Raw genomic sequence first — 24,661 nt, 5'->3', positions numbered from 1 at the left:
CAGTGCTGCTTTTGTTTTTCCTCATCATGCGGCGAGATGCAGCGCAGGACGACTACCGTTTTTTTCTTTGAGATATGCCGTAGCGGCATAGGTGAGCCCATGCCACCGGTCATCGACGTTGAGTGCGACTGACTGCCGCGCCGTGTGAAGCATGGCCCGGGCAGGCCCGCCAGTGGCTATATAAAGCGGGCATAGCTGATAGACGCGCTCAGCGCTTCTGGGCAGCAGGTGAAAACGTTAGGTTGCCTGCTCGGTCGCGGCTGCGCCGCTATCGAATCAAAACAACAATAAGATCGAGGGTTGTCCATGTTGCTTCGTTACCTGCGCACGCTCGCCGGGTGGCTCACCACTGCAGAGTCGCCATTGGCCGATACACCATCCTCACCATGCTGTTTCCGGCATCTTGCACTGTCCTACTTCGTTCCGTAGTGCACCGCTCTGGCGGTGACGGTCCCTATTGCTTGAATAAAGGTGCTCAATGAAATTCAGACTACCGCTGGCGGGCTGGATACTGCTCGCAATGGTCCTTGGCGTGGTGATCGGCTATGCCATTTTCCTCACCAGCCCTGACAAGGCAGCTGCTACCGAGACTGCCGGGTACATTTCGGTGATATCGGACGTATTCCTGAGGCTGATCAAGATGCTGATCGGGCCGCTGGTGTTTTCCACCTTGGTGGTGGGGATTGCTCACATGGGCGACGCCGGTGCGGTGGGCAGAGTCTTTGGCAAGGCGATGATGTGGTTCCTGACGGCTTCGCTGCTCTCATTGGCGGTGGGCCTGATGATGGCCAACATCCTGCAGCCAGGGCATCATCTGGCACTGCCTTTGCCGGACGTGAGCGCAACCACGTCCCTCCAGACATCTGCCTTCACCCTCAAGGCGTTTGTCACGCATCTGGTGCCCAGGTCGTTCGTCGAGGCCCTGGCCAACAACGAGATCCTGCAGATTGTGGTGTTCTCACTGTTCTTTGGTGTAGCCCTGGCGGCCCTGGGCGAAAAAGCCAAGGGCCTCGTGCGCCTTGCCGACGAGTTGGCCCAGGCCATGCTTCTCATTACGGGCTACGTCATGAAGCTGGCACCGCTGGCTGTCATGGCTGCGATGGCCGCCACAGTCGCGGTTAACGGCCTGTCGATCCTCGCAACGTTCGCGGTGTTCATGCGCGACTTCTACCTGGGGCTGATCCTGCTTTGGCTGTTGCTGATAATGGCTGGGGCGCTGTTCCTGGGGCGGCGGGTTTTCGCGCTTCTGGCGCTGATCAAGGAGGCCTTCCTGCTGGCGTTCGCCACGGCGAGTTCCGAGTCGGCTTATCCAAAACTGCTCTCGGCGCTGGACCGATTCGGAGTAAGCCGCAAAATCTCCAGTTTTGTCATGCCCATGGGCTACTCCTTCAACCTCGATGGCTCGATGATGTACTGCACCTTCGCTGTGCTGTTCATCGCCCAAGCGTACGGTATCGAGATGACCCTTGGTACGCAGATCCTGATGCTGCTGACGTTGATGCTTACATCCAAGGGGCTTGCCGGGGTGCCGCGTGCATCACTGGTGGTTATTGCGGCGACGCTGGTGCAGTTCGATATTCCCGAAGCGGGGCTGCTGCTGATTCTGGGCATCGATACATTCCTCGATATGGGGCGCTCGGCCACCAACGCCGTAGGCAACTCGATCGCCACGGCGGTGGTTGCCAAGTGGGAAGGGGAGCTGCAGGACCCGGATACACAGCCGGCAACCGCTCGTGGCACAACACAGGGGGTTGCAGGGTCTTCAACAGTCTGAGGCATCGATAGCCCAGTCGCGTCGTGGCGTATGCCTTTGGTGCTAGCTGCTATGCCCAAATGCTATAGCTGATGATCAAGGCTGTCTTTAGACTGTGAAAAACGCCGTTCAGAGGCGCCCCTTTCTTTGCCAGTGGTTGACCGATGGACGTAGTGCAACTGAAAACCCTGATCCATGTGGCCGAGCTTGGCAGCCTGAGCAAGGCTTCGGACCGGCTCCATGTGGCGCAACCCGCATTGAGCCGGCAGATTCGGCAGTTGGAAAAGGAATTGGGCGTCTACCTGTTCGAGCGGCATGGCCGCGGCATGGAAATCACCGCTGCCGGCCTCGAGGTTCTTGAACGGGCCACCCGAATCATGGACGAGCTCGAGTCCATCCGTACCTCGGTAGCCGGCGGTCGTGCCGCATTTCGCGGCATGGTCGCCATCGGTACCACGCCGACCATCGCCGAGATTGTCACTGTGCCGTTGGTTCAACGCATCCGCGACACTCACCCAGACCTCTCGATCCGCTTTTCATCGGCGTTCAGCGGCTATCTGCTGGACTGGTTGCAGCGGGGCGAGCTGGAGCTGGCCATCTCCTACGATCCGCAGCCACTGCACACGTTGCGAATCGAACCGGTGATGATGGAGAACCTGGTCCTGGTTGGCCCTCCCGAGGCCAGGTTGAACCTGGACACGGCCGTGCCGTTCGCAGAATTGGCCAATGAACAGATGGTGCTGCCCAGCCCCCGCCATGGGCTGCGCAAGATCATGGACCAGTGCGCCCTTGAGCGAGGCTTCAAGATCACCACCAGTGTCGAGGCGGACTCCTTTGGCGCGATGATCGACCTGGTCCGTCATGGTTTTGGCTATACGGCACTGCCATTGGCCTCCATCTACTCTCGCCTTGATGACGGCAGTTTGTGTGCCGCGCCGCTGGTTGACCCGACGCCAATGCGCAAGCTGGTACTCGTGCTGCCCGCCGATCGGCAGGTAAGCCCTGCAACGCGCTACGTCGGCCAGACCTTTGTGGACATTGCCAGCGAGCTGGTCGCCAAAGGCATTTGGGCAGGGCATATGCTCTGAAACGGCTGCCCCAAGCTATTCAATCGCGGCATAACTGCTAGAGGGCAGCGGGTCTGGCCGCTACTCAGGTGAGGGCGTAGCTTTGCCCGGGATAAAAGTCAGTGCGCTTTCGCTGGCTTGTAAAATAATAGATCCCAGAAGGTGCCCCCAATGATGTGCGTTCCATCGCCCCGCGTACTGCCGCCTGCTTTTCCTGTGATGACTCCAAGCCAGTAGATCGACGCAGACCAACACTGTTGTTCTTGCCTCGCGTTTGCCTCAGATCTGGAGTTCCCCATGCACGCCAACAATCACAATCCTGCTGCGCCTGATATCCGTAACCTGACCAATCGCCAACGGATCCGCGCCATTCTCGGCGCCTGTTCCGGAAACCTGGTGGAGTGGTACGACTTCTTCATCTACGCCTACACCTCAATCTACTTCGCCGCGCTTTTTTTCCCTCAGGGCGACCAGACCACACAACTTTTGGCAACGGCCGGCATTTTTGCTGTCGGCTTCTTCATGCGCCCCCTGGGCGGGTGGATTTTCGGTTACCTCGCTGACACGCGTGGCCGCAAGTTTTCCATGATCATCTCCGTCTTTCTGATGTGTGGGGGCTCGCTGATGATCGCGGTGGTGCCCACCTACGAAACCATTGGCATGGCCGCGCCGGTTCTGTTGCTGATTGCCCGCTTGATGCAGGGCCTTTCGGTAGGGGCTGAATACGGTACCGGGGCGACCTACATCAGTGAGATTTCCAGTACGGGCAAGCGCTGCTTCTTTGGCTCGTTCCAGTACTTCACGATCATTGCCGGGCAACTGCTGGCATTGCTGACTGTGGTGGTGCTGCAGAACCTGCTGCCCATCGAAGAACTCAAGGCCTGGGGCTGGAGAATTCCATTCTTCATTGGTGCAGTGAGTGCGCTGGTGGTGGTCTACCTTCGCCGCTCGATGCTTGAAACGGCAAGCCACCAAGGCGCCAAGCACAAGGAAGCGGGCTCGATAAAAGCGCTGATGAAGCACAAGAAAGCCGTGCTGCTGACGATTGCCATCACTGCGGGTTGCTCGCTGCACTTTTACACATTCTCCACCTACATGCAGAAATACCTGGTGGTTTCGGCGGGCTTCGATGCGTCGACCGTGAGCTTCATCATGACAGCCGCGCTGGTGGTGTTCATGTGCCTTCAGCCAGTGTTCGGGATGATGGCTGACAGGATTGGCTCGCGAAACAGCATGATTGCTTTCGGCCTGCTGTCGAGCCTGTTGATCGTACCGTTGCTCACGGGGCTCAAGAGTGTCAACAACCCGTACGAAGCCTTCGCGCTGGTCATGCTGGGCCTCCTGATTGCAGCGTTCTATACGCCAGTGACCGGCGTGCTGAAGGCAGACCTGTACCCAGCCACGGTTCGCGCGCTGGGGGTAGGGCTGCCCTATGCCTTGGGCAACGCGTTGTGTGGGGGTACTGCCGAGTACGTAGCGCTGTCCCTGCGCGGCGCGGGCGTGGAGTCGTATTTCTACTACTACGTGGCGGCAATGAGCGTCATCACCCTGATTGCCGCCGTGCTCATGCCCGATCTACGCAAGCACGGTTACCTCGACGGCACGGGGGCTGTAGAAGAAAACACCGGCTTGCGTCCTGGGGCTCATTATTCGAATGCACGAAGCTGAAACCAAGCCCAGGCAACCGCTACGGTTGCCAGGGAATCCTGCTCATCAAGATGTTTTTGGTGGCTCAGGTTCGAGTACACCCAGGCCCTGATCTTTTTCGACCTGCTCTGGTGCATTGCTCCAGATGGTCCTGTCTATGTCGAGGTCCAGGAAGGCACTGGTTGTGAGAATTGGCTCGGCAACGCCGGCTTTGCGCTGTGCGTCATAATCTGCGAGCAGTCGCAGTCCCACTCGGCATAGCAGAACCAGAGCGATGAGGTTCACCAGCGCAGAAAGGGTCATGGTGATGTCGGCGAAGGCAAACACTGTACTCAGATCCTGAACCGAGCCCCAGAAAATCAAGGCCAGTACCAGGGCGCGATAGCTCAGCAGCGCCTTGCGGTTCTTGCCCAGAATAAACCTCAGGTTGTGTTCGCCCAGGTAGTAGTTGTAGAGAATCGAGGTGAACACGAACAACGCAAGTGCAACGCTGATGAAGCTGCGGCCCCAGTCACCGACCACTGCGGCAAGCGAGTTCTGGGTCAGCACGATGCCGTCACCCGCGAAACCGGCGGTATAGAAGCCCGACAGAAAGATCAGCAAAGCGGTGCAGGTGCAAATGATGAATGTATCGAAAAACACGCTGAACGCCTGCACGACACCTTGTGAGACAGGGTGCCGAACTTCGGCCACCGCTGCGACGTTTGGTGCACTGCCCAGGCCAGCTTCGTTGGCGAATACGCCACGCTTCACACCCATCACGATTTCGCTGCCGATCAGGCCACCAAAGGCTTGATCGAGCCCGAACGCGCTTTTCACGATGGTCAACAGCATCAAAGGCACGTGATCAAATTGCAGCACAATGACGTACAGGGTAACCGCTATGTAGGCCAGCGTTTTCACCGGTACCAGCAGGTCTGCCACCCTGGCGATGCGTTTGATGCCACCCATGCGAGGACCGGTAGCAGCACGCTGCAATCGCAGCCCTGGACGGTCCGAAAGACTTCATCGCCCACAGCCGCGAAGTATTCCAGCGGCGCCGCGATTTCATGGTTGACCTGCTCAACCTGGCGCCGGGCATCCGTTGCGAGGTACCAGGCGGGGCGTTCTTCCAGGGTACCTGCGCATTGCTTATGCGCTGGATGACGAGTCGCTGCGTGCGGCTTGCCAGGCCATTCACCGCTTCTGTGAGGACGCACGGTATTTATATCGCCTCGCTGAAGTAGGGCACCGAAAGGCTGCACTTCCTCAATTGCATACGTGCGATGAAGGGAGTGCAGCTTTTTTGCTTGGCAGAGCCTTCCGCTCGGTGGAAGGCTCGGGCTCTCCATTCATCCAATAAGAAAAACAGATACCTACTTAAGGATGGATCGACGACCGACCAGTATCCCTGTATCAGTGGCTCATCACGGCCCTGTGCTATCTTGGCGATATCAGCCAGCGCAATGTGCCCAAGATGTGCCTTGCGTCGGCTGCTGCCTCGGGCAGTACGCTGAACACGCATACCTTCATTCCTCATCGCTGCCATACCAGCATGGGTGTGTTCGGAGCCGTCAGCGTTGCAACGGCTTGCACGCTACCGGGGACAGTCGCTTCGCAAATTGCTGGCGTGGCGCTTCAGGGCCGCATGCGGCGAACCCTGGTTGTACTTGATCGACGCGATACCGTTGCAAAGGCCAATTGGCGTTTCATGCTGGCGCCATTGATGAAGGCTGGGGGGATCAGGTGATGGCGCCGATCTGCCACGGCACGAACTCGTTCTGGCCGTAGCCATGCTGTTCGCTCTTGCTGCGCTCGCCCGAGGCGATGCTCAGCATCATCCGGTAGATGTGTTCGCCACGCTCTTCGATGGTCATGCTGCCGTCGGCAATGCCGCCGCAGTTGACGTCCATGTCCTCTTCCTGGGTTTCCCAAAGGCGGGTGTTGGTCGCCAGCTTGATCGACGGCGAGGGCGCGCAGCCGTAGGCCGAGCCGCGGCCAGTGGTAAAGGCGATCAGGTTGGCGCCACCGGCGACCTGGCCCGTGGCGGAGATCGGGTCGTAGCCGGGTGTGTCCATGAACACCAGGCCGTGGGCGCGCACCGGCTCGGCGTACTCGTAAACATCCATCAGGTCACTGGAACCGGCCTTGGCCACGGCACCCAGGGACTTTTCGAGGATGGTGGTGAGGCCGCCGGCCTTGTTGCCCGCCGAGGGGTTGTTGTTCAGCTCGGCGCCCATCCGCTGGCAGTAGGCTTCCCACCACTGGATGCGGGCGATCAGCTTCTCGCCCACCTGCTGGCTGACCGCGCGGCGCGTCAACAGATGTTCGGCGCCGTAGATTTCCGGGGTTTCCGAGAGAATTGCAGTGCCGCCGGCTGCCACCAGGCGGTCGACCGCATTGCCCAGCGCCGGGTTGGCGGTGATCCCCGAATAGCCGTCCGAGCCCCCGCACTGCAGGCCGACCGTGAGGTGGCGGACGCTCACCGGCTGGCGTTCGACCTGGTTGGCTTCGGCCAGCAGCGACTTGACCTGGGCGATGCCGCTGGCAATGGTCTTCGATGTGCCGCCGGTGCCCTGGATGGTGAACGTGCGCAGTGCGTGGCTGCTTTGCAGGCCCTGGGCCGCCAGCAGGTCGGGGATCTGGTTGGTCTCGCAGCCCAGGCCAATCAAAAGTACCGAGGCGAAGTTGGCATGTACCGCATAGCCGCCGAGGGTGCGGCGCAGCATTGCCAGCGCCTCGCCACCGGGGTCGACCGCGCAACCGACGCCGTGGGTCAGGGCAACCACGCCATCGACGTTGGGGTAGGGCGCCAACGCCTCGGGGTGGATATCGCGGCGAAAGTGGTCAGCGATCGCCCGTGCCACCGTGGCCGAGCAGTTCACCGAGGTGAGGATGCCGATGTAGTTGCGCGTGGCTACCCGGCCATCGGCGCGCACGATACCCATGAAGGTATCGTCGTTGGGCGCCTGCTGGCCTTTGGCATCGACGCCGAAGGCGTAGTCGCGGGCAAATTCGCCCATCGCCAGATTGTGCACGTGCACATGTTCGCCTGCGGCGATCGCCTGGCTCGCGAAACCGATGATCTGCCCATAGCGGCGCAGCGGCTGGCCCGCGCTCAGTGCGTGGGCAGCCACCTTGTGGCCCGCCGGGATCGGCTCGCGCACAACGATGCCCTCTTCCAGCAGCAGGCCTTCGGTCAGCGGCTGGCGTGCCACCAGCACATCGTCCAGTGGGTTGAGTCGAATCACGGCGTTGGCAGCGCTTGCACTGCCTGTTGTTGTAATGAGTTGCATGGTGTTCACCTCAATAGGGCGCGTGGCTCAGGCCAGCCCGCGCTCGCGGTAGTCGATCAGGCCAGAGAACAGCATCAGGCCGAAGGCCATGACCACGAAGAAGATCAGGGCCAGGAAATAGGAACCGGTGAACTGCACGATCAGGCCAATGAGGATCGGCACCAGTACGCCCACCATGTTGCCGCAGAAGTTCATGCTGCCGCCAAGTACGCCAGCTTTGGACTTGCCACCGAGGATCGCCGGCAGGCACCAGTACATGCCGCACCAGCGGATGAAGAACAGCGCCACGCACAGCAGGGCGATGACCAGGCCGGCGTCCGGGGTATAGGCCACCAGCAGGATGCACAGCGCGGCGACCGCAGCAGAGCCGGCGAACATGCTGCGCATGACGGTATTCGGCTGGCCGCCTTTTGCTTTCCACTTGTCGGAGATCCAGCCGCCAATCAGTTCACCAATGAAACCACACATGAAGATCAGGAAAGTCGCACCGCCCATCGCCTTGATATCGAGGTTGTGGGCCTGGTGCAGGTAGCTGGGCATCCAGGTCAGCAGCCCGTAGAACACGCTGTTGTAGCAGGCATAGCCAGCAAACATGCACAGTACCGAACGGCTCTTGAGCAACGCCTTGAGCACCGCCTTGCGGTTGCCGTTGGCCTTGCTCGCGGCGTCGTTGGCCTGGGTGATGTAAGCCAGTTCAGCGGCGTTGACTTGCGGGTGCTCGCTGGGGTGGTTGCGGATGTACCACCAGGCCCAGATACCGGCAGCCACCGTGCCGACCCCAGCGACGATAAAGGCGATGCGCCAAGAGTCGAACCAGGTGATCAGACCCGCGATGATAATTGCGCCGAATGCGGTGCCCAACGGCGCGCCGCCGTCGACCAGCGTGGCACCGCGGCCACGCTCGTTCGGCGTCAGCCAGGCGCCATTGAGCTTTGCGCCGGCGGGCATGATCGGCGACTCTGCCACGCCAAGGCCAATGCGCGTGACCAGCAAGGTGATCCAGTTGTGAGCAAACCCGCCCAAGGCCTGGAAGGCACCCCAGCCGATCGTCGCGACGCCAATGATATTGCGCACCTGGAAGCGGTCGAGTAGCACCCCGGCAGGAATCTGCATCAAGGCGTATGACCAGAAGAACGCGCTCAGGATCAAGCCTTCGAGCGCTGGAGTGAGTTCAAACTCGGCGGAAATCAACGGCAGTGCCACGGACAGCGAAGCGCGGTCGATGTAGTTGATCGCTGCCAGTAGCAGCAGGATCAGGAAGATGCGCCAGCGCACGGTGGTTGGCTTGGCGCTGTCAGTGTTGGCAGTCGCCAGGGCCGGCGCGGGGGCCGGAGGGTAGGGGCTGTTGTTCATGCTCATCTCACTTTTGTGATTGTTATGAAATGCTGCGGTGGCGCGGCCCTGCGCCACCGTCGGGTCAGAGCGTCTTCACCGCGCCGGGTGAGATGGCCGCAGGCGTCTCGCTGATGCCGTTTCGCAGTGGGGCGCCGAACTCCGCCAGGCTGATTTCGAACACATCGCCCTCAACGGCCTTGACCTGGTCGGCAAACGACAGCGTTGCAGTACCGAAGAAGTGGACGTGCACATCACCGGGGCGCAAAAACTGGCTGTACTTGAAATGGTGGTACTCGAGATTCTCCAACGAGTGGCACATGTTGTCCTCACCGCTGAGGAAATCCTTTTCCCAGATCACCTGGTCACCGCGCAGTATCCGGCTGGTGCCCTGCAGATGGCGTGGCAACTCGCCGACACGCAGTTCGGGGCCGAATGAGCAATTACGCAGCTTGGAATGTGCCAGGTACAGGTAGCTGCGCCGCTCCATCACGTGGTCGGAAAACTCGTTGCCGATGGCAAAGCCCAGCCGGTAGGGCAGGCCATCATCACCGATCACATACAGGCCAGCCAGTTCCGGTTCTTCACCAGCATCCTCGGCAAAGGCGGGGGGCTGCAAGGCTTGCCCTGGGCGGACGACGATCGAGCCATCGCCCTTGTAGAACCACTCTGGCTGCGCGCCGGCGCTACCTGCGGGGGGGCGGCCACCTTCAATGCCCCACTGGAACATGCGCGCGGTGTCGGTGAGCGCCGCCCCGTCATCGATTTTTTGTTGGTGCATCTTGTCGCGGGTGGAGGCACTGCCCAGGTGCGTGAGCCCGGTTCCGCTGATCAGACAGTGTGCTGGGTCTTCGTGGTCGAGCGGTGGAAGGACCCGGCATTCGTTCAAGGCATCGCTGTAGCGCTGGTCGGTGCTGTCCAGACCGCGTTCGAGCACTTCAGCGGCGAGGCTGCGCTGGTTGCGGATGGCAGCGAGGGCCAGTTCTCGCAGATGCGTGGTGTGGCGTACAACCTGAATCAGGTCGCCTTCCACTACGCCGACATGGCGCTGGGCGGGTGCAGTTTCAAATTGGATCAGGCGCATGCTGGCTCCGGTTTGTTGTTGTGGGGAAGCACTTGCCAGCCACTTTAAATTTCCATGGCATTGCTGCCTAATGAGAGCTGCGGACTGCCCGATAACTTTTAGTGATCCCCTATGCTGCCATCATTAAGCTCCATGGCTTCGCGCCTTCGTTTACGCCAACTGCGCCTATTGATCAGCCTTGACGAACTGGGCTCGATACACAAAGCCGCAGAGGCGATGTCGATCACCCAGCCTGGCGCCACCAAGGCGCTTAATGAAATTGAGTCTACCCTTGGCGCAGTACTGTTCGAGCGGACCAGCAAAGGGCTCGAAGCCAATGACCTGGGCCGCTGTGTGGTGCGTTATGCGCGCTTGATTGGCAATGACCTTGCGCATCTGCGTGAAGAGATGCTGGGCATTCTCCAAGGACATGGGGGACGTTTGTCGGTGGGCACCATCATGGGCGCGGTGCCGATCATGGTGGAAGGCCTGGCACGTTTGCGCGAGAACCAACCGGACCTATCGGTATCGGTGGTAGAGGACACCAGTGACCGCTTGCTCAACCTGCTCGACCAAGGCCGTGTGGATGTGGTGATTTGCCGAACCAGCGTCAGCCCGAGACCTACAGCCTATGAAAGCCGCGTTAAACATCAGGAGCAGTTGGTGCTGGTGGCAAACCCGGCGCATCCGCTGGCAGCCTGCGCAGCGTTGACGCTTGAGCAATTGGCGCACTCGCGCTGGGTGGTGTTCCCGGTAAACATGCCCATGCGGCTTACCCTCGAGCGTGAGTTTCGCGAGGCCGGCTTGAGCTTTCCGCAGTACCCCATTGAAACCTCATCGACTTTCACGACGCTATCGATGCTTATGCAAGATCGCGATCTGCTCGCGGTGATGCCGTGGGATGTCGCCAGGATGGCCCTGGACCACGGCATGCTCGTGCGTTTGCCGCTGCAACTCAAGTCGCGCAGCGAGCCCTACGAGGTGGTGACACGGGTTGGTGTCGAGCTGAGCAAGCCTGCGCAGGTGCTCGTAGACATTTTGATGGACCAAACCCCTTCGAGTGCCCGCGAGGCCCAATGAGAGTCAGAGCTTCATTACACAGACCGGACAGTTTGGTGCAAGTCGATGAGAAATCGCGCACAAAAGAAAGCCCGCTGCTAGGCGTAATGCTGTTCACTTAGGGCTGCTGCGCAGCCCATCGCGGCACAAGGCCGCTCCTACCACGACCGCGTAAGCCAATATTCACGGGGCTCACGCGGATACTGTAGGAGCGGCCTTGTGCCGCGAAAGGGCCGCAGAGCGGCCCCGGCGATCTTAAGTGAACAGCATTACGCTGCTAGGTGGGCAAGGTCTATCACATGTAGGGATAGCGATTCGGCTCACTGGCTGCAGCCGCTGTCATTTCAGCCAATTTCCCGCCTCTTCTAAAAAGTGCATGACAGCTCGCGAGCGCTCGTCCACGCGTGTAATGAGCGACAATTCGCTCTGCATGTCTGGCTGTTTCAGCTGAAGCGTACGGATGCCCGGCATGCTCAGCTGCGTAAGGGTTTCCGGGAGGATGCTAATCCCGATGCCGGCGGCTATCAGGCCGGGAATACTCATCAGCGACGGTACGTACATGATGTTGGCGGGATGCAGCTGGTACTGCCGGCATAATTGCAAGATGTGCGAGGTGAGGCCGATCCCCGCCGGGTCTTCCAGAAAGATGAACTTCTCTTGCCGAAGGGATGCCAGATCGCCGTTGAAATCCCGCGCCAGCGCATGGTTGTCCGGGGTCAGAAGGACTAACCTGGAGAGGCTGAAACAGTGGGTGCGTAGTCGGTCGGGCAAATGGTCTTTGAAGATACGGGCAAAGCCGATATCGATTTTCCCTTCAAGCAATAAATCGAATTGGGCCTGAATCCGCGCATCCAGCAACGTTACCTTAACCTCGGGATAGGCGCCGAAGTAATGCCGCATCAGTTGAGGGAGGTTAGCTTCGAGCAACGCCGAGTGGTAACCGATCGTGATCTCTCCAATTTCCCCCCGCCTAGCCCGCCGAGCAGCGGCTACCGCCAGGTCACTGGAATAGAGCGCATCCTTGGCGTGGGGTAGGAACGCTGCGCCGGCAGCAGTCAGTTCCACCCCGCGGTTGGCACGTCGAAACAGCGCTACACCCAATTCGCTCTCCAGGGTTTTGATCAGCTGACTCAGGGCCGGCTGGGCGATCTCAAGCTGCTCCGCGGCCTTGCTGAAATGCTGGAATGTTGCGGCGCAGACAAACGCACGTAGATGACGTAGCTCCATCAAAGCCCCTCTATAAGCTTACCTTATGGAAATCTCCAGAATTCGATAATTATTTTGCAGGCAAAAGCTTCTAAAGTCGACTCAGTACCAGCCCACACCCAGATCGGGCGTATCCCATAACAATAACGACTGAGACCCTCATGAAAACTACAGAGCCCTCTGTTGCAGACAGTCAGATGTCAAAAAAGGCGGTGACAGCCGCCACCATTGGTACAGCGTTGGAGTGGTTCGATTTCACCCTGTACGGTGCTGTTTCCGCGACCGTGCTACCGAAACTGTTCTTTCCCGCAATGGAGCCGACTTCAGGGCTGCTCGCTTCCTTGGCGACCTTCGGCGTAGGTCTGGCAGCGCGGCCATTAGGGGCGATCACATGTGGTTACCTCGGTGACAAACTCGGGCGCCGCAACCTCATGCTCGCGACAGTGACGCTGATGGGCTTGGCTTCGGTGTTGATGGGGCTGCTGCCGACCTACGCACAGGTGGGCATCTGGGCGCCCATCATGTTGGTGATTTTGCGAATCCTTCAGGGTTTTGCTCTGGGTGGGGAGTCCACGGGCGCCCAGCTGATGGCGTTGGAGCATGCACGGCCAGACCGACGTGGACGTTATTCTGGGTTTCTGGGCCTTTGTTCACCAATGAGCCAAATCTTGGCAAACGGCGCGTTGTTAGGGCTGGCGGGATTCCTGAGCGCAGAACAATTTGAGTCTTTCGGTTGGCGCATTCCCTTCCTCTTGAGCTTCGTGCTCGTGGTGGTGGCGATCTTCATTCGGCTCAAGGTCAGCGAGACACCAGCCTTTGTCGCTTTGAAGCAGGACGAAACACCCCACGTTGGAAGCCCTTTGAAAGATGTGCTGAGGATCCATTCTCGTACCATCTTGCGGCTGATGTTCTTTTTCTGCTCACCCGCTGCTCTGTTTTACCTGATCGTGATTTTCACACTCAGCTACCTGGTCAAGCAACTCGGTATGCCGCAGTCCATGGGGTTCATGTCCCTGATGGTGGCTAACGTCTGCGCGATTTTTGGCGCGCTGGCTGGTGGGTACCTCAGTGACCGGTGGGGACGCAAGAAAGCGCTCGCCTTCGGCTCATGCATGACCCTCGGGATTCTGCTGGTGTACTTCCCAATGCTGAACACGCAGCAACCCGCCATGATCATGGCCGCCATGGGACTGTTCCTTGGATTCACCCAGTTCCAGAGCGGGATCCAACCCGTTGCATTCGCCGAAGCATTCCCAACCAACGTGCGCTACACCGGCTCGGCCCTGGCTTATACCGGCGCCAACCTGCTGATTGGCGGCCCAATGCCTATCCTCGCCGTGTGGCTGATGAGTCAGACCGGCAATTCGCCATGGTTGCTCGTCGCGATATGCGCTGCGATCAACCTGGTGTCGCTTGCGATGATCCTGATAGGGCCAGAAACCCGCGGAATCGATCTCAGCAAGTCCGAACCAGCAGAGAACGTAACCTTCAGCAACTCCCCTCAATACCTCAAGTGAAAGCGGAGCCATACCATGAGTCGCGCAGTTTTTGTCCTGAATGGCCCCAACCTGAACATGTTGGGTCGCCGCGAGCCGGAAATTTACGGCACAACGACCCTGCAGCAGGTTCAGCAAAGCTGTGAGCAGCTTGCAAACGAGCTGGATCTGGTTTGCGAGTTTCGTCAAACGAACAGCGAAGCGGTGATGGTTGACTGGATCCAGGAGGCATTCGACAAGAACGCCGCAGTGATCATCAATCCGGCTGGCCTTTCGTTTAATTCAATCCCGGTGCTCGATGCGCTGAAATTGATCAAGGCGCCACTGGTGGAAGTCCACATTTCGAACATTCATGCCCGCGATGAGCTCCATCGACACTCGATCATGTCCACCGTGGCTAATGGGGTGATTGCAGGATTGGGGGTGGAGGGATATCTGCTGGCGCTTAGAGCAGTGTGTACACGGCTATCCGAACGATGGCCAACAAGCCTTGCTGCCTCGGCCTCGCGCTGAAATCAAGCGTGTGACTGAAGCGCAAGACATCCATAGGAGCTCTTGAAATAACCGTTGTTAAATCAGAGCTCCTTTCGGTCATCAGCGGGACATCCAGCCTATCGTAGCCGCGAGGTCTTCGTCGCTACAGTCACTGCAGAGTCCACGTGGTGGCATGACACTCAATCCATTCACTACGTTTTTGAGCAGTACGTCTTGCCCTTGAGCCAGGCGTGGTTGCCATGCAGCGACATCACCTTTCTTAGGCGCGTTGGGGAGTTGACCGTTGTGGCACATGGCGCAGGTTTTCGCGAATACGGCCTCAGGCTCTTGGCCTGCCTGGGCAGAAGCAATCATGAAGGCTGTAGCGGCAATCAGCAGTGTTTTTCTCATGGATGATCTTCTTCTTGTTGTTCAAAAATTGTCTTTCCACTTGCGCATGGCAGCAAAGCATTCTTCGGCGGTTGTGATGGCCAGGCCCGCTTGGCGTTGGACAACCTCAACGATCTTCGCTTCCCGCACACGGAGGAACGGGTTAATTGCGCGTTCAACGCTAATGTAGGTAGGCAAAGTGCACTGCCCGCGATTGCGGATTTCGCTGACCTCAGCCAAGCGCTCGGCGATTTGCTGATTGCCTGGGTCGACAGCCAAAGCAAAACGCAGGTTGGAGAGGGTGTACTCATGTGCGCAGTACACCCGCGTCTGCTCTGGGAGCACGGCAAGGCGTTCGAGCGACGTCAGCATCTGCAGCGGCGTACCCTCGAAGAGGCGCCCACAGCCGGCGCTGAACAGCGTGTCCCCGCTAAACAGCACATCCTCATCAACCAGGTGGTAGGCCAGGTGCCCGCAAGTATGGCCAGGCACCCCGATCACGCGAATGGTTCGCCCCAGTACCTGGATTGAATCACCGTCCTTCAGTGGCCGATCCCTGGCAGGGATCGGCTCGTTTGCAGGGCCATGCACGCGGAGATCGAACGCAGACTTCAGTTTCTCGACACCGCCCACATGGTCGCTATGATGGTGAGTGATCAGCACATCGGTGAGCGCCCAGCCGGGATGCTCAGCCAACCAGGCTTGAACTGGCCCGGCATCACCTGGATCTACAACCGCACAGGCCTGGTTTGAGTGATCGAGCAGAAGCCAGATGTAGTTGTCGGTAAACGCCGTGATTGCGCAAATCTCCAGGCGGTTGTCGGCGATGGTATTCATGCCGCATGCGTCCTCAGAGCATCGGCAATGTACTCCGCCTGACGAATCGCCAGGCTGACGATCGTCAGGGTAGGGTTCTCGGCTGCGCTGGTGGTGAACTGACTGCCATCTGAAATGAACAGATTTGGAACTTCATGGCTTTGCCCGTATTTGTTGCAAACACCATCGGCTTCCTTGTGGCTCATACGACAAGTGCCCATGTTATGAGTCGAGGGGTAGGGTGGTACGCGGTGGGTCTTCAGTGCACCGACGGCCTCATAGACCGCGCTACCTTGCTGATAGGCGTGCTCGCGCATTGCAATATCGTTGGGGTGGTCGTCGTAGTGCACGTTGGCCACAGGAATGCCAAAGCGGTCTTTGACGTTATCGCTCAGGGTAATGCGATTGGATTCCCGGGGCATGTCCTCACCGACCAGCCACATGCCAGCCAGATGCGTGTAGTTGTCCATGACGCGGGTGAAGTCGCGTCCCCAGGCGCCGGGGTTGAAGAACGCAGCCATGAAGGAAGGGCCAAGCGAGATGGTTTCCATTTCGTAGCCTCCGACAAAGCCCCTGTCGGGATTGAAGTGCACCTCGTCACCGATCAGGCCGGCCATGATGGTGCCGCGATAGAAATGCACAGGGTCCTTGAACTCTGCGAACACAGATCCGGTGGTATGGCGCATGTAGTGTTTACCGACCATCCCGGAGCCGTTGCCAATACCATGAGGGAACAATGTGCTGGTCGAATTAAGCAGTAGGCGAGGGGTTTCAATGGCATTGCCTGCGACCGCAACAAGTCGCGCTTTTTGGCGTTGCAGACGCCCTTGCGCATCTGCGTAGACCACACCGGTGGCTCGCCCTTTTGCATCGTGCTCGATCTTTACTGCGTGCGCCTGCGTACGGAGCTCGAGCTTGCCTGTGGCCTCCGCTGCCGGGATCTCGGTGTACAGCGTTGACCACTTTGCCCCCATCTTGCAGCCCTGGAAGCAAAAGCCAAGTTGCATGCACTGAGCGCGTCCTGCGCGGGCACGGCTGTTGATCGCCATGTGGCCGGTACTGCACTTTTTGTAGCCAAGCTTGCGAGCACCGTTGTACATCACCTGAAAATTGTTGTTCCCCGGTAGCCCAGGAATGTCGTTGGTGCGCGTCACGCCCATCTTGTCTTCGGCCCTTGCATAGAAGGGCTCCAGTTCAGCGAGCGTCAATGGCCAGTCGAGCAGGTTCGCATCCTTGATGTCGCCATAGGTCTGCCGCGCTCGGAATTCATGCTCCTGGAATCGAAGGCTGGCACCTGCCCAGTGAGTGGTAGTTCCACCCACCGTTTTGCAGATCCAGGCGGGGAGGTTCGGGAAGTCCTTGGCGATCTGCCAAGAGCCCGAGGTAGTACGGGTATCGCCCCAGGACAATTGCTCGAACGAGGGCCATTCGTCATTGATGAAAGTGGCAGAGGACTGGCGCTGGCCAGCCTCCAGCAGGACGACTGGAATACCCTTCTGGCACAGTTCATTGGCCAGTGTTCCACCACCCGCACCAGAGCCGATGATCACCACTACCGAGTCATCGTCGAAATTGAATGTGGTCATGTACGCATCCTCAGGAAAAGGCGGATGGGCTGGCTTCGGTAGGGGCGGCAGGTAGCCACTTCAAGTCGTTGAAGCCGCGCATCAGGTAACCGCCTTTGGGGAAAGAGGCACCTTCGTAGCCGAAGTGCTGGTAGGCGAGTTCGTTGCTGTACAGGGCATTGACCGAGACTGACCTGACCAAAGTGAAAAACGGGGTGGTCTGGATGGACTCGAGCACGGCCAATTGGCGCGGCTCATCCAGATTCAGCCAGGCGCCATCAGCTGACTTGTCCAGCTCGTTCAGACCTTGTTCAAGCAGGGGAAGAATGGATGGGTCTGTCACGGCGCGGTCGTCCAAGGCTTTGATCGCAAAGGCGTACACAGCGTCTTCCATCTGATCGTGAGGGTAGATCCGGCGCACTATAACCATCAGTCGTGCGGCTTGATCGTTGTTCAGCATTTTCATCTCAAGCGCCCAGGTTGTACTGGGGGCGAGCAGGGCGATGGGGCCGGAGGTGAAAAGCAACGTGCCCAAGAGAATTCCGCCGCTGCCTTTCAGAAAGCTACGGCGGCTGGCTTGTATATCCTGCATGCTGTTCTCCTTGTTGTTTTTATTAGGAGCCTGACATCACGGGTGCTGCTTTGTTGGGGATTGGCGTTTGCCGCGCAATATTGATAGACGACGCCCAGGCGTCTGATGCGTGTGGCTGCGTTACTGATAGTGGCCGGCGCGCTGCAACACCTCGATCTTGTAGCCATCCGGGTCCTGGATGAAGAAGAAGCGAGCGAGCAGCGCTTCACCACGCTTGAATTCCTTGATGGCGGCAGGAGAGAGCCCCATTTCGCTCAAGCGAGCGTGATGGTGATCGAGATCTTCTACTGCGAAGGCGACATGGCCATACCCACTGCCGTGGGTGTAGCCGTCTTGGCCCTTGTTCCAGGTCAGTTCGATTTCGGCGCCGCTTTGCCGGTCGCGTAGGTAGACGAGCGAGAAGTCGTCGAACTCAAGGCGGTGGGATTCCTGCAGGTCGAATGCTTGTCCGTAGAAACGCATGGAGGCATCCAGGTCACCTACACGGATCATGGTGTGAAGGAATTTCGGCATGATCAGGCTTTCCTGTGGTGTTGTTATGCACTCAGGATGGCAGTATGAAAAATTGATGGGTAATAAGTGGCTATTACGTGCGCCCCAAAAGCACAATGGACATGTGTAATAGCGGTGTATTACCCATATGCTGCTTTGGGGCGGTACCTTCAGGCGTGGGCGTATGCCCTCGACGTGACTTAGCCAGGTAAAGCCAGCGGAGGCACCATGTGTGAGCTGTATGTGAAGGCAGACCCGATCCTTTATGAATCGCGCTCGCGCTCCTTGCGCATCCGGGGCGTGGTCACCACCCTGCGTCTGGAAAACCAGTTCTGGGACATCCTGACCGAGATTGCTGCAGCGGACAGTGTCAGCACCAATCAGCTCATCGCCAAGCTGTACGAGGAGGTCATGGACTACCGCGGAGAAGTGGTGAATTTTGCCTCGTTCCTGAGGGTAAGCTGCACCCGCTACCTCAGCCAAAGGCAGGTGACCAATAGGGTGGTGCCACTTTCAATCGCAGCGGGGTAAGCCTGTTGCCCTGTGGAGCTGTGCTGCCATGTTTCCATCGCCGGTAACCGAATGGCCACAGCACATAAACTGATATTGAAATCGGTAGGCTGATCTATCTATCCGCAACGGCGTCTTCGGGCGCCGTTTTCTTCGCCCTCATTCTTGGTTCCTCAATTCAGGCCTAGCTCATAGGATCCATCCTTTCTGGTTGCATTTGCAACTAGCTTGGATTATCCCTATTGCACACCGCATGAGGAGTTTCATGGATGGACAACCTTCGCTTACAGCGTACCCCTGACACCATATCGGCCGCACAGGCCTGCATTCGCCACATCGAACGAGGCTACAAAGAAAGGGAAGGGGCGCCGGGCTCACCCCTGGGAACTGCTGTCGATATTCTCAAGCGACTTGAGACCGGCTCCAGCACCCGCGGGCAGTTTGGTTTGATCAATGATCGGATAAGCGAGCAGTTGAGCACCACGGCGATCAGCGCCTGGCCCCTTTGGTTTAGCGAGCAGTCACGTGCCGCCGAGCGCCCGCTGTTTTACATGACTCAGTCACCGACATCCGCCCAAATGTCGATGCTAACCGCCCAGGTTGCTGAGCGAGGCATCATCCTCAACGACATCGAGTCTTCGCAGTCCCGTTGGGCGAAAGGAGCGCATCCCTGGTTACCCTTGTGGTTGGCATCCAATCGCCGATGCATACCTTTCGACCCCGCGTGTGGAGATGAAGTCAAAGCTATTTGTATTGGGGCGTTGCAAGCGTTGTACGTGGAGGGAGCTCCTGGTTTTTGCTACATGACTTTGCATGACGAACCAGGGGAAGGGCGGGTATGTGATCGCTCGCAGGCTTACCTGGGAATGTATCGTTTGTCTGAGGGTGTCGACGAAGAAGTATCTGTTCGGCTGCTAGGTGCTGGGTCGATGCTTAGCGAGGTATGTGCAGCCGCCGAGCTGCTGCGAGCGGAGTGGGGGATCAAAGCCGAGGTATGGAGTTGCCCGAGCTATACCAAACTTGCCCGGGACGCAGAAAGGCGAGCTCGTCTTCAACGGTTGCGTAGAGAAGAGAACCTACCCAACTGCCATCTTCAACTCTGTCTTGGCACGGCAGACACGCCTGTCATCGCGGTGACGGGGTACGATGAATTCGTGGCTGCGCAACTTGCTGCACATGTCACTGCGCCGTTCACGGCTTTGGGTGCGGATAGTCTGGAGCCTAGCCAACGCCTCAATCGTCATTGGGTAGTGTTGACCGCACTGCGCGCCTTGGTTCGCCGGGGCGTAGCCGACAGTTCTTGGGTAAGCGGGGCAGTCAGGCGTTACCGACTGGACTAATTAGCACGCCTGTTAGTGCGGGCGTTACGGCTCGCACTTTCCAGGGCTAGCGCAAACGACCTCTGTTGCTCATCACTGAACTCCGCCAGAAAAAGCTCCTCGACGGACTGTTTGTAAACCGTCCACATCCGCTTGCGAAGATCGCGACCGCTGTCGGTGATGCGAGCGATCGCACCTCGGCCGTCATCTGCCGCTTTTTTCCGCACTACCAGTCCATCCTTTTCCAGGCGATCAACCAGGCGGGTAAGGTTGTAACGCTCGATGGCCATCACGTCGGCCAGTTCATGCATGCGACGGGCACCATCCTCCCCACTTTCGATTCCCCACAGCGCGTCGTACCAGGCATAGGGCGGCAGGTTCTCTTCAGCCAGGCGACGTTCGATTTCCCGGATGAGGCAGCGATGCGCACGAATGAAGTTGTACCAGAGGTCTGGCGTGGGGGTGGTCATGACGTCTCCAGAACGAGGTTGTTATTGCAGTTGCAATCATAGCTCGATTGACGATAGATTCAATTGCAAATGCAACAAGGTGCTGGTTGAACAACGACCAGCCGAGCCACACAAGGAGAGTTATCGATGGCGCACAGCTACCCGCTTCGCGATGAAGATCCACAAGAGACCCGCGAATGGATTGACTCGATTGCTTCGGTCGTAGAAGTGGAGGGGCGGCCCCGGGCGCACTTCCTGATCGACCAGCTTCTCGACTTTGACGTTTCTGTACACGGAGATTTCCATGGTCGAGTGACCACGCCTTACGTGAATAGCATTGCACCGGAGCGCGAGTTGCCCTACCCGGGAGATCTCGACATTGAGAAGCGCCTCAATGCCTATATCCGCTGGAACGCACTCACCATGGTGCTCCGCGCAGGCAAGTATTCAGGCGTGGGTGGGCACATCGCGACCTATGCCTCGGCGGCGGTACTCTACGACGTTGGCTTTGACCATTTCTTCCGAGGGCGTACCGAGCGCTTCGCGGGCGATATGGTATACATCCAGGGGCATTCGGCGCCCGGCATTTATGGCCGTGCTTACACCGAGGGCCGGCTGACCGAAGAACAGCTGGACAACTTCCGTCGTGAAACTGATCGTGACGGCGTCTCTTCTTACCCCCATCCGCGCCTGATGCCAGAGTTCTGGCAGTTCCCCACGGTCTCTATGGGCTTGGGGCCCATTACGGCCGCCTATCAGGCGCGCTTCATGCGATACCTTGAAAACCGTGGTTTGAAGGAACATCAGGGCCGTAAAGTCTGGGCGTTCCTGGGCGATGGCGAGATGGATCAACCCGAATCGCTGGCGGCGATCTCCCTGGCCGGGCGGGAGAAGCTCGACAACATTATCTTCGTGGTCAACTGCAACCTGCAGCGTCTGGATGGGCCTGTTCGCGGTAACGGAAAGGTGATCCAGGAGTTTGAGAGCCTTTATCGCGCCGCTGGATGGAACGTCATCAAGGTGATCTGGGGAAGTGGCTGGGACGCCTTGCTGGCCAAGGACAAGACCGGGCTGCTTCGTCAGCGCATGATGGAGTGCGTCGACGGTGAGTATCAGACCTACAAGTCCCAGAACGGTGCTTATGTGCGTGAGCACTTTTTCGGCAAGTACCCGGAGCTGCTGGACCTGGTCAGCGACATCAGCGACGAGCAGATCTGGAAGCTTGCACGTGGTGGCCATGATCCAGTCAAGGTCTATAACGCTTACGCAGCAGCAACCCGCCAAAAGGGTCGTCCCACTGTCATCCTGGCCAAAACGGTCAAAGGCTTCGGGATGGGTGAAGCGGGTGAAGGGCAGAACATCAATCATCAACTCAAGAAGATGGGCGCAGAGGCAGTCAAAGCCTTCAGTGATCGCTTCGGCATGGCGTTGAGTGACGATCAGCTCGGCGAGTTGCCCTACTTGCGGCCCGACGAAGCAAGTGCGGAAGCGCGGTATCTGAAAGGGCGCCGCGAAAGTTTGGGTGGTTATGTTCCGGCTCGTTATGCACAGGTTGAGTCGTTGCAGATTCCGCCGCTGTCCGCATTAGAAGGACAGCTCAAAGGCACCGGCGACCGTTCCATTTCAACGACCATGGCGTTCGTGCGGATCCTCAGCACGCTGCTGAAAGATCCGAACATCGGCAAGCTAGTCGTCCCCATCGTGCCCGACGAATCACGCACCTTCGGTATGGAGAGTCTGTTCCGGCAGATTGGTATCCACTCTCATGTCGGTCAGCTCTACATACCTCAGGATGCCGGCACGTTGTCCTACTACAAGGAAAGTGCGGACGGGCAGATCATGCAGGAGGGCTTGAACGAATCCGGTGCCACTTCATCCTGGATAGCGGCTAGTACCTCGTACGCCAACCACGGTGTGATGACCCTACCGTTCTATATCTTCTACTCGATGTTCGGCTTCCAGCGCGTGGGCGACTTGCTGTGGGCGGCCGGCGATGCCCGTGCACGAGGTTTCTTGCTTGGAGCAACTTCAGGGCGCACCACGCTGATGGGCGAGGGCCTTCAACACGACGATGGCCACAGCCATGTGATGTCGGCTACTGTGCCGTGCTGTATTTCCTACGACCCGACATACGCCTACGAGCTGGCTGTGATCGTGCATGACGGCATGCGCCGCATGTATGTCGAGCAGGAAGACATCTATTACTACATCACCGTACTCAACGAGAACTACCCTCATCCCGACATGCCGGAAGGTGTGGAGGAGGGGATTCTCAAAGGGCTGTATCGACTGCCACTTGAGCGAGAGGTCAAGAAAGATCTGCATGTCCAGCTCATGGGCAGCGGTGCTCTCTTGCCGGAGGTCATCGCCGCTGCGCAGATCCTGGAGCGTGATTATGGCGTGAGCAGCGAAGTCTGGAGTGCCACCAGCCTGACCGAAGTGCGTCGTGAGGCACAGCAGGTTGAGCGTTGGAATCTTCTGCACCCCATGGAAGATCCGAAAGTTCCTTACCTGACCCAATTGCTGGACGGTCACGCTGGGCCGGTAGTGGTCTCCACCGACTATATGAAAATCCACGCCGACCAAATCCGCCCCTGGGTCGGAAATCGCCGCTTCGTCGCACTGGGCACCGATGGCTTCGGACAATCAGATACCCGCGAGGCGCTGCGTCGACATTTTGAAGTTGATCGGCAGTTCGTCGTGTTGGCTGCATTGAAGGCCCTGGCCGACGACGGTGTGCTTGGTCGTGATGTCGTGGCTAAAGCGCTAGCTGAGATGCAGATTGATGGTGAGAAGGTAGATCCAATCAGCGTCTGACCCGAGCGGACAAGGAGGTGATTGGCATCAGCTCCTTGTCTAGTTTTTTAACGAAGATGTGATAGCGAATTGAGTGGAAAGCCCCAAAGCCCCGTATTTCCTAGGCAAAACCGAAACGGTTAAATAGCCTGGGCTAATCCTACAGCCGCTTCTCCATTATGATGGTGCGCTCCGCCACATGAAACGCGTCGCGGATTTTCTGATAACCCAACGCGGTATAAAACTTTTCAGCTGTAATCGACGATGGCACACGTACAGCTTCAATTCCGGCGCTGGCAGCGGTTGTATGAATTACATCCATCAAGTGCCGCCCGATACCGCCTTTCTGGTGAGCTGGGTCAACAAAAACACTTCTGACGACATCACCGTCGAGACCGGCAGTGCCAATAATGTTTTCGCCCAATAAGGCAACGAAGACCCTACGCTTCGTAAGCTGCGTGGTGATGGCTTCAGGAGAAAAGCTCTGCTCAACCTGAGCGATCACGTCAGGTGGATAGTCCTTTGAATTTGACTCACGCAGGGCGGCTTTCTCGAGCGTCTAGTTCTCAGGCCGCATTGTGCAGACATCGTCGCCAACCAAAAGCAGAACGCGCTTTCGGCAATTTTTCCGGACGACTACTTCACGCTCGCAATGGAGAAAGCAGACATACTGGTCTGCCATGAGGCCCCTAGCTGTCATCCACACGGCTACTCAGAGATTGATGATCTCGCCCAGGCAATGGGCGCAAGAATGGTTATTCACGGTCATCATCATGACTCTCTCGACTACAGGTCAGAATGGCCGAAGCTGGGGTTTGAGGCTTACGGGGTAGCGTTCAGATCCATAATGGCCATCGACGGATCGGTCATCAAATGAGGCATTGGTGGCGGAGGAGAAGCGAGATGCGTTGCGCCACTCAAGAGCAGCCATCGAAAGCCTCACCGATCGAGCGTGGACATGGTTTGGAAGGCGTCATGGAGGGCAATTGGAACTGTAGCTCGGCGGCCCTCGAGCCAGGTGGGAGCTGAATAACAAGTGCCAGAAGCTTCGAAGCGGGTTGGGTCGGATTCAGGATCCTGCCCAGGGCCTCCAAGAATTCCTTGCCGGGCTTGATGCTTTGATTCGAGTAAACGGCTCATCCATTGAGTGGGGCTGCCTGAACAGCGGGGCGCACGACTCACAGCAAGATCATGAGTTCGACCGTGCTGCTGTGAGCACGATTGTAGAGGCGGCGGTGGCAATGGATCGTGGTCTTGATGCCTTGAGGAACGGTTAGATGTGGACTACAGACCGGAGATTGTCGGCAGACATTTTTGTCTTTTGCCATTCTGAAGATGGGCGTGATGCCACGCTCAAAGG

General features: G+C 58.3%; 19 protein-coding genes and 3 pseudogenes. 10 read left to right on the top strand and 12 right to left on the bottom strand.

The features are described from left to right. Positions 1-478: 478 nt before the first annotated feature. The 3 genes from LU684_RS02845 to LU684_RS02835 all read left to right on the top strand — a co-directional run bounded on the left by LU684_RS02845 (position 479) and on the right by LU684_RS02835 (position 4,488). Positions 479-1,774 (top strand): dicarboxylate/amino acid:cation symporter, encoded by a 1,296-nt coding sequence (locus LU684_RS02845; protein ID WP_232894121.1) that lies wholly within the window; start codon positions 479-481, stop codon positions 1,772-1,774. Between the two features lie 143 nt (positions 1,775-1,917). After that, a complete protein-coding gene (locus LU684_RS02840) occupies positions 1,918-2,841 on the top strand; it encodes a LysR family transcriptional regulator (RefSeq protein WP_016499727.1) in 924 nt (307 codons plus the stop codon). A 276-nt stretch (positions 2,842-3,117) separates the two neighbouring features. Beyond that, a complete protein-coding gene (locus LU684_RS02835) occupies positions 3,118-4,488 on the top strand; it encodes an MFS family transporter (protein ID WP_232894120.1) in 1,371 nt (456 codons plus the stop codon). A 45-nt stretch (positions 4,489-4,533) separates the two neighbouring features. Here the strand turns inward: LU684_RS02835 and LU684_RS02830 are convergent. Beyond that, positions 4,534-5,418 (bottom strand): annotated as a pseudogene (locus LU684_RS02830) (alanine:cation symporter family protein); the annotation flags it as partial. Positions 5,419-5,890: 472 nt separating this feature from the next. Between LU684_RS02830 and LU684_RS02820 the strand changes: the two are divergent. Continuing rightward, positions 5,891-6,100 (top strand): annotated as a pseudogene (locus tag LU684_RS02820) (PrpF domain-containing protein); the annotation flags it as partial. An 88-nt stretch (positions 6,101-6,188) separates the two neighbouring features. On the opposite strand, the gene LU684_RS02815 reads toward LU684_RS02820, so the two are convergent. The 3 genes from LU684_RS02815 to araD1 form a co-directional block, all read right to left on the bottom strand. Then, positions 6,189-7,742: a UxaA family hydrolase gene (locus LU684_RS02815; protein WP_016486870.1), complete on the bottom strand. Its 1,554-nt coding sequence runs from the start codon at positions 7,740-7,742 to the stop codon at positions 6,189-6,191. A gap of 27 nt (positions 7,743-7,769) precedes the next feature. Further along, positions 7,770-9,095: an MFS transporter gene (locus LU684_RS02810; protein WP_016486871.1), complete on the bottom strand. Its 1,326-nt coding sequence runs from the start codon at positions 9,093-9,095 to the stop codon at positions 7,770-7,772. A gap of 64 nt (positions 9,096-9,159) precedes the next feature. After that, a complete protein-coding gene (araD1, locus tag LU684_RS02805; RefSeq protein ID WP_023048122.1) occupies positions 9,160-10,158 on the bottom strand; it encodes an AraD1 family protein in 999 nt (332 codons plus the stop codon). Positions 10,159-10,269: 111 nt separating this feature from the next. On the opposite strand from araD1, the gene LU684_RS02800 reads away from it, so the two are divergent. Then, the gene (locus LU684_RS02800; protein WP_024717886.1) at positions 10,270-11,217 is read left to right on the top strand and encodes a LysR family transcriptional regulator; all 948 of its coding nucleotides are present in this window, start codon (positions 10,270-10,272) and stop codon (positions 11,215-11,217) included. Between the two features lie 318 nt (positions 11,218-11,535). On the opposite strand, the gene LU684_RS02795 is transcribed toward LU684_RS02800, so the two are convergent. Next, positions 11,536-12,423: a LysR family transcriptional regulator gene (locus LU684_RS02795; RefSeq protein WP_016486874.1), complete on the bottom strand. Its 888-nt coding sequence runs from the start codon at positions 12,421-12,423 to the stop codon at positions 11,536-11,538. A 140-nt stretch (positions 12,424-12,563) separates the two neighbouring features. Between LU684_RS02795 and LU684_RS02790 the strand changes: the two genes are divergently transcribed. Both LU684_RS02790 and aroQ read left to right on the top strand, forming a co-directional pair. Then, positions 12,564-13,919, top strand: coding sequence for an MFS transporter (locus LU684_RS02790; protein ID WP_016486875.1), 1,356 nt, complete (start codon positions 12,564-12,566; stop codon positions 13,917-13,919). A gap of 15 nt (positions 13,920-13,934) precedes the next feature. After that, positions 13,935-14,411, top strand: a complete 477-nt coding sequence (gene aroQ, locus LU684_RS02785; RefSeq protein WP_016486876.1) for a type II 3-dehydroquinate dehydratase — start codon at positions 13,935-13,937, stop codon at positions 14,409-14,411. 81 nt (positions 14,412-14,492) lie between these two features. Here aroQ and LU684_RS02780 read toward each other — a convergent pair whose 3' ends face one another. The 5 genes from LU684_RS02780 to LU684_RS02760 form a co-directional block, all read right to left on the bottom strand. Beyond that, positions 14,493-14,783, bottom strand: a complete 291-nt coding sequence (locus LU684_RS02780; protein ID WP_080641040.1) for a c-type cytochrome — start codon at positions 14,781-14,783, stop codon at positions 14,493-14,495. 21 nt (positions 14,784-14,804) lie between these two features. Then, a complete protein-coding gene (gene gloB / locus LU684_RS02775; protein WP_232894119.1) occupies positions 14,805-15,599 on the bottom strand; it encodes a hydroxyacylglutathione hydrolase in 795 nt (264 codons plus the stop codon). Next, complete coding sequence (locus LU684_RS02770) at positions 15,596-17,164, bottom strand: GMC family oxidoreductase (protein WP_060517748.1); 1,569 nt, start codon at positions 17,162-17,164, stop codon at positions 15,596-15,598. Before LU684_RS02770 ends, gloB begins: the two co-directional genes overlap by 4 nt. 10 nt (positions 17,165-17,174) lie before the next feature. After that, complete coding sequence (locus LU684_RS02765) at positions 17,175-17,735, bottom strand: tat pathway signal sequence (protein WP_016486879.1); 561 nt, start codon at positions 17,733-17,735, stop codon at positions 17,175-17,177. Positions 17,736-17,855: 120 nt separating this feature from the next. Beyond that, complete coding sequence (locus tag LU684_RS02760; RefSeq protein ID WP_016486880.1) at positions 17,856-18,248, bottom strand: VOC family protein; 393 nt, start codon at positions 18,246-18,248, stop codon at positions 17,856-17,858. A 207-nt stretch (positions 18,249-18,455) separates the two neighbouring features. Between LU684_RS02760 and LU684_RS02755 the strand changes: the two genes are divergently transcribed. Then, positions 18,456-18,758: a ribbon-helix-helix domain-containing protein gene (locus LU684_RS02755; RefSeq protein ID WP_016486881.1), complete on the top strand. Its 303-nt coding sequence runs from the start codon at positions 18,456-18,458 to the stop codon at positions 18,756-18,758. 248 nt (positions 18,759-19,006) lie between these two features. Then, entirely contained in the window at positions 19,007-20,077 is a 1,071-nt protein-coding gene (locus LU684_RS02750) for a transketolase-like TK C-terminal-containing protein (RefSeq protein WP_016486882.1), read from the top strand. On the opposite strand, the gene LU684_RS02745 is transcribed toward LU684_RS02750, so the two are convergent. After that, positions 20,074-20,526, bottom strand: a complete 453-nt coding sequence (locus LU684_RS02745) for a MarR family winged helix-turn-helix transcriptional regulator (protein WP_016486883.1) — start codon at positions 20,524-20,526, stop codon at positions 20,074-20,076. The genes LU684_RS02750 and LU684_RS02745 overlap by 4 nt on opposite strands. A 126-nt stretch (positions 20,527-20,652) precedes the next feature. Here LU684_RS02745 and aceE point away from each other — a divergent pair, with 126 nt between their 5' ends. Then, positions 20,653-23,322 carry a pyruvate dehydrogenase (acetyl-transferring), homodimeric type gene (gene aceE, locus LU684_RS02740; protein WP_232894118.1) on the top strand — a complete coding sequence of 890 codons (2,670 nt, stop codon included), beginning with the start codon at positions 20,653-20,655 and terminating at the stop codon, positions 23,320-23,322. Between the two features lie 139 nt (positions 23,323-23,461). Here the strand turns inward: aceE and LU684_RS02735 are convergent. Continuing rightward, positions 23,462-23,848, bottom strand: a pseudogene (locus LU684_RS02735) (GNAT family N-acetyltransferase); the annotation flags it as partial. Positions 23,849-24,661: the final 813 nt, after the last annotated feature.

The organism is Pseudomonas sp. NMI542_15, assembly GCF_021283425.1.
Taxonomy (GTDB): Bacteria; Pseudomonadota; Gammaproteobacteria; order Pseudomonadales; family Pseudomonadaceae; genus Aquipseudomonas; species Aquipseudomonas fortuita.
The sequence above is the reverse complement of the archived record's forward strand: the minus strand, read 5'-3'. Positions and strand labels throughout refer to the sequence as shown.